The sequence below is a fragment of the Candidatus Desulfofervidus auxilii genome, from assembly GCA_030262725.1.
Lineage (GTDB): Bacteria > Desulfobacterota > Desulfofervidia > Desulfofervidales > Desulfofervidaceae > JAJSZS01.
Window position 1 is genome coordinate 1 of sequence record JAJSZS010000045.1, and the last position, 7,714, is coordinate 7,714.

Annotated in this window: 8 protein-coding genes; 7 read left to right on the plus strand and 1 reads right to left on the minus strand. The window is 28.5% G+C overall.

All coding sequences use genetic code 11. The annotated features are described in order from the left end of the window. From LWW95_11290 to LWW95_11315, 6 genes are all read left to right on the plus strand, one after another. Positions 1–672 (plus strand): glycosyltransferase (locus LWW95_11290; GenBank protein ID MDL1957608.1); only part of this gene is annotated, 672 nt, incomplete at its 5' end. Next, entirely contained in the window at positions 669–1,694 is a 1,026-nt protein-coding gene (locus LWW95_11295) for a dehydrogenase (protein ID MDL1957609.1), read from the plus strand. The genes LWW95_11290 and LWW95_11295, both read left to right, overlap by 4 nt. Beyond that, entirely contained in the window at positions 1,685–2,848 is a 1,164-nt protein-coding gene (locus LWW95_11300; protein MDL1957610.1) for an HAD-IIIA family hydrolase, read from the plus strand. The genes LWW95_11295 and LWW95_11300 overlap by 10 nt, the downstream gene beginning before the upstream one ends. A gap of 271 nt (positions 2,849–3,119) precedes the next feature. After that, the gene (locus tag LWW95_11305; protein MDL1957611.1) at positions 3,120–4,547 is read left to right on the plus strand and encodes a mannose-1-phosphate guanylyltransferase/mannose-6-phosphate isomerase; all 1,428 of its coding nucleotides are present in this window, start codon (positions 3,120–3,122) and stop codon (positions 4,545–4,547) included. Between the two features lie 635 nt (positions 4,548–5,182). Then, positions 5,183–5,383 (plus strand): hypothetical protein, encoded by a 201-nt coding sequence (locus LWW95_11310; GenBank protein ID MDL1957612.1) that lies wholly within the window; start codon positions 5,183–5,185, stop codon positions 5,381–5,383. 414 nt (positions 5,384–5,797) lie between these two features. Then, positions 5,798–6,016 (plus strand): type II toxin-antitoxin system HicB family antitoxin, encoded by a 219-nt coding sequence (locus LWW95_11315; GenBank protein MDL1957613.1) that lies wholly within the window; start codon positions 5,798–5,800, stop codon positions 6,014–6,016. A gap of 525 nt (positions 6,017–6,541) precedes the next feature. On the opposite strand, the gene LWW95_11320 is transcribed toward LWW95_11315, so the two are convergent. Beyond that, complete coding sequence (locus LWW95_11320) at positions 6,542–6,790, minus strand: VanZ family protein (protein MDL1957614.1); 249 nt, start codon at positions 6,788–6,790, stop codon at positions 6,542–6,544. A 386-nt stretch (positions 6,791–7,176) separates the two neighbouring features. Here LWW95_11320 and LWW95_11325 point away from each other — a divergent pair. Beyond that, positions 7,177–7,714, plus strand: a 538-nt coding sequence (locus LWW95_11325) for an NTP transferase domain-containing protein (protein ID MDL1957615.1), incomplete at its 3' end; no start/stop codon positions are given.

A 7,714-nucleotide genomic window follows, 5' to 3' on the forward strand; every position in this document is an offset into this window, starting at 1 on the left:
GAACAGTTAAAATATTTTAAAAATAAATGTATCGCTATACCTCGTGGTATAAAAAAAGAGGGGTTGAAAGTAGATGAAGAAAAAATAAGAGAAATTAAAAAAAAGTTTAAAAACAAAAAAATTATTTTTTCTCTTGGTAGATTTATATACTATAAAGGTTTTGAATATCTTATAAAATCATCTAAATATTTACCAGATAATTATGTTATAGTTATAGGTGGAGATGGAGAACTGAGAGAAAAATATGAAAAATTGATAATGAACAATAACCTTATAAACAAAGTTTTTCTTATAGGTAAAATTTCTCAAAATCATTTAGGAAGTTATTATAAAGCATGTGATCTATTTTGTCTTCCGTCTATTGAAAAATCAGAAGCTTTTGGATTGGTAATAGTTGAAGCTATGAGCTTTGGAAAACCGGTAGTTGCTACAAATATAAAAGGTTCAGGAGTTAGTTGGGTAAATCAAAATGGTGTTACAGGTTTAAATGTAGAACCTAAAAATCCTAAAGCTCTTGCTCAAGCTATAAAATTTATATGTAGCAACAAAGAAGTTTATAAAAAATTTTCAGAAAATGCTTTAAAAAGATTCAATCAAGAATTTACAATTGACAAAGAAGTGTCAAGAATTTTAGAGGTTTATAAGTCCTTAAGTAAGGAGGTTACCCTATGATTATCCGCTCTCGTGCACCTTTGAGGCTTGGGCTTGCTGGAGGAGGTACAGATGTAAGTCCTTATTCTGATTTATATGGAGGAGCTATTCTTAATGCTACAATAAATATGTATGCTTACGCTACAATTGAGCCCAGAGAAGATAATAAAATTGTTCTCAATGCTATAGATAGAAATATTAAAATTGAATACCCAAGTACAACTTTTTTAAAATATGACGGAAAATTAGATTTATTAAAAGGTGTTTATAATAGAATTGTAAAAGATTTTACTCATAAACCTTTATCTTTTACTCTTACTACCTATGTTGACGCACCTCCAGGTTCGGGTCTCGGTAGTTCATCCACTCTTGTAGTAACTATTTTGGGTGCTTTTGTAGAATGGTTAAAACTTCCACTTGGAGAATATGAAATTGCTCATCTTGCTTATGAAATAGAAAGAATTGATCTTAAAATGGCAGGAGGGAAGCAAGATCAATATGCTGCTACATTTGGAGGATTTAATTTTATGGAATTTTATAAAGATAGGGTAATAGTAAATCCTTTAAGGGTAAAAAAGGATTATATAAATGAACTACAAATGAATTTATTACTTTATTATACAGGGACGAGCAGATTATCTTCAAAAATAATAGAAGCCCAAATGAGAAATGTAGAAGAAAAAAAAGAAAAACCTATAACAGCTATGCATAAATTAAAAGAACAAGCAATATTAATGAAAGAAGCTTTACTCAAAGGCGATTTAAATAAAATTGGAGAAATTTTACATATGGGATGGGAATATAAAAAACAAATGGCAGAAGGGATTACAAATCCCGTAATTGATGAAATATACGAAACAGCTTTAAAAGCAGGTGCAACAGGTGGAAAAATATCAGGTGCTGGTGGTGGTGGATTTATGATGTTATTCTGCCCAGATAATAAAAGATATAAAGTAATAGAAGCACTTTCTAAATTTGGGGGAGAGTTTAAGAGATACGAATTTACAGAATATGGATTAGAAACTTGGAGTATATGCAAGTAGTTATTTTAGCAGGAGGGCTGGGTACAAGGATAAAGAATATTCTTGGTGATATTTGTAAACCCATGGCACCTATAAATGATAAACCTTTTTTAGAGTACCTTATTGAAAACCTTAAAAATTACGGATTTAAAAACTTTTTATTTTTAGTAGGATATAAAAAAGAACAAATAATAAATTATTTTTTAAATGGACACCAATTTGGAATACAAATTGAATATTCTATAGAAAAAAAGCCATTAGATACGGGAGGAGCATTAATTAATGCTTTTGATAAGCTTGAAGATGAATTTATTCTTATTAATGGAGATACTTTTTTTGATATAGAATTTGATTTATTAATTAAATATATTCATGAATATCGTCCATTAGCTTTAATAGTTTTAAGGTATACTCAAGATTTTTCAAGGTATGGATTTGTGGAAATAGATACAAATAATAGAGTTTTAAGGTTTATTGAAAAGGGTAAAATTCCTGAAATATTTGCAGATGGATATATAAATGGCGGGATTTATTATTTCAAAAAAAGTATTTTATCTAAATTTTTAAATTCGTCTGATAAATTATCTCTTGAGAAAGTTATATTACCTAAACTTATAGATAACAAAGAAATTTTAGGATTACCTATGGGAGGGAAGTTTATAGATATAGGTGTTCCGGAAGATTATGAGAAAGCATGTAAAGAAATTCCTAAATGGATAAAATTAAAAAGAAAAGGAGCTTATTTTTTAGATAGAGATGGGGTATTAATAAAAGATACAGGTTATCCACATGGTAAAAATATAGAATTTTTAAAAACAGGGTTTAAGATAGTTAAAAAAGCAAATAAAGAAGATAAATTTGTAATAATAGTTACAAATCAAGCAGGTGTAGCTAAAGGAAAATTTTCAGAAAAAGAAGTTTTAGAAACTCATGAATTTATAAAAGAAGAGTATAACAAAAGAAAACTTAAGATTGACGCATTTTATTATTGTCCTTATCATCCTGATGGTGTAATAAAAGCATATAAAAAAATAAGTTTTGCAAGAAAACCTTTCCCTGGAATGATTCTTAAAGCTTGTGAAGATTATAGAATCTCTATAAAAGATTCTATAATGATCGGAGATAAAGATACTGATAATGTTTTACTTTATGGGTTAAAATTTAAAAAAGTTTGATTTTAATTTTATTATAAAAGTAATTATTAATCTTTTAGAAATTTTTTTGGAGTAATTTAAAAATTTTTAGTCTAATGAAATTATTAGAAGCAATAAGTTTCAGATGAAACCGAAATTCTAAAATTTTGGTAGAAGTTCAATTTTATTTTTAAAATGATTAAAATTGTATTAAAATGTTATAAAATAAATTAGTTTTAGAAAAAATTGAAAGAACTATAAAACTTTATAAAAGTTACTTATCTTAAAAAAATTTTTTTTAAAAGGATAAAAAATGAAATTTGTTATTCTTGCAGGAGGATCTGGAACAAGGCTCTGGCCTCTTTCAAGAAAAACCTTTCCTAAACAATTTTTAAAATTAAATGGAAATAAATCACTTCTTCAGAAAACAGTAGAAAGATTTTTAAAAGTGGTTAACTCTGAAGATATAATTATTATGACCAATAAAGATTACAAATTTTTGGTTTTATCAGAACTTAAAAACGCAGGCTTTAATATACCTAAAAAAAATATCGTCCTTGAGCCTGCTATAAGAAATACTGCTCCTGCTATTGCACTGGCTATGAAGTTTGCTTTGGAAAAATTAGAGGTAAATCAAGAAGATGTTCTTTTTGTGTCACCTTCAGACCATATTATAAAACCCGAAGATGAATTCTTAAAATATCTTAAGAAAGCAGAAATATTGGCTAAAAAAGGCTATATAGTTACCTTTGGGATAAAACCTGATAAACCAGAAACAGGATATGGTTATATTAAGACTAAGAATAATAAACAAAATGATGAACTTTTGGATTTGGGTGCATTTCTTGTTGAAAAATTTACAGAAAAACCAGATTTAAAGACTGCAAAAAAATACCTTTCTGAAGGAAATTACTTTTGGAACTCAGGAATGTTTTGTTTTAATATAAAAACTATGCAGGAGGAATTTGCTAAATTTGAGCCTGAAATTGCTAAAATTTTTGATTTAAATTTCGAAGAAACAATTAAAAATTTTTCAAAACTCCCTGAAATTTCTATAGATTATGCAGTAATGGAAAAAACAAATAAAGCTGTAGTTTTACCACTTGATATTTACTGGAGTGATATCGGCTCGTGGAATGCAGTTTATGAAGCTTTAGATAAAGATAAAGCTCAAAATGTAAAAACTGGAGAAGTCATTTCTATAGATACTAAAAATTCTCTTATATTTAGCAATAAAAGACTTGTTGTAGCTTGCGGAGTGGAAGATTTAGCAATTATTGATACAGATGATGTTATTTTAATCATTAAAAAAGATATATCTCAAAAAGTAAGAGATATTGTAAATTTGCTTAAAAAGAATAAACATCCAAGTGTGCTTGAACATAAAACAGTTTTTAGACCCTGGGGAAGTTATACAGTTTTGGAAGAAGGACTGAGATATAAAATAAAAAAAGTTGTAGTGAACCCAGGTGCTAAACTCAGTTTGCAGATGCATTATCATCGTTCTGAACACTGGATTGTAGTAAAGGGGACAGCTAAAGTAACTATCGGAAATAAAGAGAGCTTTGTGCATGAAAATGAATCTGTGTTTGTTCCTCCAACCACTCTGCATCGCCTTGAAAATCCTGGTAAAATTTCTCTTGAAATTATTGAAGTGCAAAGTGGAGAGTATTTAGAAGAAGACGATATAGTGCGTTTTGACGATATTTATGGAAGAGACAATGAAAATACCAAAAATTGATAATCAATCCATTTTTAGTATAAAATTAAATGAAAAAAGAATAAAAAGTTTCAGGTCAACAGTTGGAGGTTAGGTCTTGATTTATTTTATGGTATTTGGTTCCATGACTAGGTCCTTAAGGATACCATAAAGTAGCTTATCGCATTAAATTAAAAGGAAGTAAGTGAAGTAATAAAAATAAAATAAAAAGACAAGAACAAAATCACAATTTAAGATCTGACCCTATTTTTTCTTTTTTTATATTTTTATAGATTCAAAAGCTTAATTTTATGCAAAATTGTATTATACTAAAAGTGCAATTTTTAGGAGGTAAAAAAATGAAAACAAGAGCAAAGATTAACGAGAGGATAGAACCGAAGATTACCATTACCATACGAATTCCCTTAAAGGAAAAAATCGCTTTAGTAAAGGAGGCAAAAAAGAAAAAATATCACGGTTACAGAATTGATTAGAAGATCGCTCCAAGAGACAATAGGGATTCAAAAAAATTACACAGTGGCCAAGACTAAGAGCTTTAGGGGATAAGAGAATTTACAAGAAAAGACCTTTATGAATAAGATATTTTTAATTAATACAACAAGGACAAATTATAAAAAGGCTCTTCGGTTAATAGAAAAAATTAAGAGAAAGAAACTTTGGGGATTTATTTCAATCCAGATTGTAGGTGGTTTTATGTTTCTCTTACGCGAATCTTTGGAGGTATAGAAGCACCATTAACTCCAGAAGAAGCAAAGGAAGAAATTGAACAAATGTTATCCTTTGGTATATTCATTGTCTTTCCTGTCACAGAGCTTGCTTTGAGAAGAAGCCCATCCTTTCTTCTAAGAAAAGTGTAAAAGGTGTGAATTTTTGGGATATTGTAATAATAGCTACTATATTAGAGAATGGAATATCAATTCTTTACACAGAAAATTTAAAAGATTTTAAAAAATTTACAGATGTGATTGTGATAAAGGACTTGCAAGAAATTGAATAAAGCAACTGCGGTTAGGTCTTGATTTTTGAATTACGATGGTATATAGCCTTATGGTAAGAACACATGGAAGAACCTTGTGGTTGATACTAACAGGTAGCACTGTTACATTGGGACGATTAACAGCACCCTACCAAAAGAAACATACCGTTAATTTCTAATAATTCTCTTTAGCAGATAACCTTCCTACCCACTGCTTAGTTTAGGTGTTAGATTGAAAAATTTTTAAAAAAGTTTAAAATTTTTTTATAAAAATATCTTTAATGTAAGAGAAAAAATGAAAGTAACTGTAATAATAGAAAAAGATGAATTTGGATATTATGCCTATTGTCCTGAATTAAAAGGTTGTCACACTCAAGGAGATAGTTTGGATGAAGTCTTAAAAAATATCAAAGAAGCAGTTGAATTGTATTTAGAGACTTTAAATGAAGAAGAAAAAAAGATTTTATTGAATAAAGAAATACTAACCACTTCTTTAGAAGTTCAAATTGCCTAAACCACCACGAATAACACCTATTTATACCTTTTCACAGTGGAAAGATATTGCATCCTAAAATAGTAAAACAGTTATTTGAAATTATCGGTGAAGAAAAAGAAAATTTAGCTTAACAAATTACCCCAGCGAACAGGCTGGACAGCCCTGTGCTAAATTTAGAATGTTAAATAAAATGGAAGTCAAAAATGAAGATGATTATAGTAAGTGAAATAGAAGGAGCTTGTAGCTGATGCTAACAGATAGCATTGCTACATTGAGACGACAGACAGCGCCTCCACCAGAAAGAACATATCACTCCCGGCTCTAATTTCTCTCTTAGAAGAAAGTTTATAAAAATTTCCTCTTTCAGCAGACGATCTTCTCGCCTGCTGCTGAGCTTAGGCGTTAGATTGAAAAATATAAAAACAAGTTGTAGTAACAAATAGGATGATAATTTTGACTCAGGTGCTTCAAGAACTTATTTAATGTTTCTAAGAAAAAATCTTTAAGAGCCCAGTAAAGAGGATTAAAGGTGAAAGACAAATGTCAAGATTGATACCAGAATTTTCCTAACCATAACCCAATAACACCTCCTGTTAAATTCATAACAATATCTCTTATATCGCCAACTCTATTAGGCAACATATATTGAATTGATTCATCAATAACAGCTATTGTAACTAATAAAATTATGGCAAAAATGTTTTGTTTTATTTCCTTTCCTGTTGCTTTAAAAATAAGAATTCCAAGAATACCATATTCTAAAAAATGAATTCTCTCTGCTGGTTTTTCCATTCGGGTTATCAAAAAAAGAATTAGAAAAAGAAAAATTAATAAAAAAAGAAAGAATATTTTTGATTTTTTCTTCTGAATTAAAAAATAAACAATAAGGAGTGTAACAATTACAAAAATTATATTAATTATAATAGTTAAAAACTTCTGTTCGAGAAATGTATACAAAAAATTCCATATAAGAGGTGTTACAGATAAAGTTGAATAAATTAAAAAAATATAAATTACTATAATAATCCAAATAGATTTTTTCATAATTTATATTCTAATTTTAAAAGTGTCTCCAGAAATTTAAAAATATAATAAAAGCTTGCAAAATAAAAATTAGTTGAGTTATAAATTTTGGTATGATAAAATTGTAAAGATTAAAAAATTTTTAATTAAAAACTATGAAAGCGATTATTCTTGCAGGAGGCTCTGGAACAAGGCTCTATCCAGTAACTCAAATTATAAATAAGCATCTTCTCCCTATTTATAACAAGCCCATGATTTATTATCCCCTATCTCTGGCTATGCTTCTTAAAATAAGAGAGGTTATTTTTGTAATAAATCCAGAAGATGAGCCCTTTTATAAGAAAATTTTCAATCATGGAGAAAAACTTGGAATGAAGATAAATTGGGTCATTCAGAAAAAGCCAAGAGGTCTTGCAGAAGGATTAATTCTTGCAGAACCATTTATTAAAGATGATTGTATTCTTTATCTATTAGGAGATAATATTTTCTTTGGGCATGATTTACCTAAAATAATGGAGTCTGCTAAAAATGAAATAGAGAAAAACGGAGGAGCTTATATATTTGGATATTATGTTCCTGATCCTGAAAGATTTGGAATTGTGGAATTTGATAAAGAAGGAAAAGTAATTTCTTTAGAAGAAAAACCTAAAAAACCAAAATCTAATTGGGCAGTAGTTGGAATGTATTTTTATG

Coding starts and splice junctions, on each gene's coding strand:
- LWW95_11295 (MDL1957609.1), top strand. CDS start 669: ATGATTATCCGCTCTCGTGCACCTTTGAGGCTTGGGCTTGCTGGAGGA.
- LWW95_11320 (MDL1957614.1), bottom strand. CDS start 6,790: ATGGAAAAACCAGCAGAGAGAATTCATTTTTTAGAATATGGTATTCTT.
- LWW95_11300 (MDL1957610.1), top strand. CDS start 1,685: ATGCAAGTAGTTATTTTAGCAGGAGGGCTGGGTACAAGGATAAAGAAT.
- LWW95_11315 (MDL1957613.1), top strand. CDS start 5,798: ATGAAAGTAACTGTAATAATAGAAAAAGATGAATTTGGATATTATGCC.
- LWW95_11305 (MDL1957611.1), top strand. CDS start 3,120: ATGAAATTTGTTATTCTTGCAGGAGGATCTGGAACAAGGCTCTGGCCT.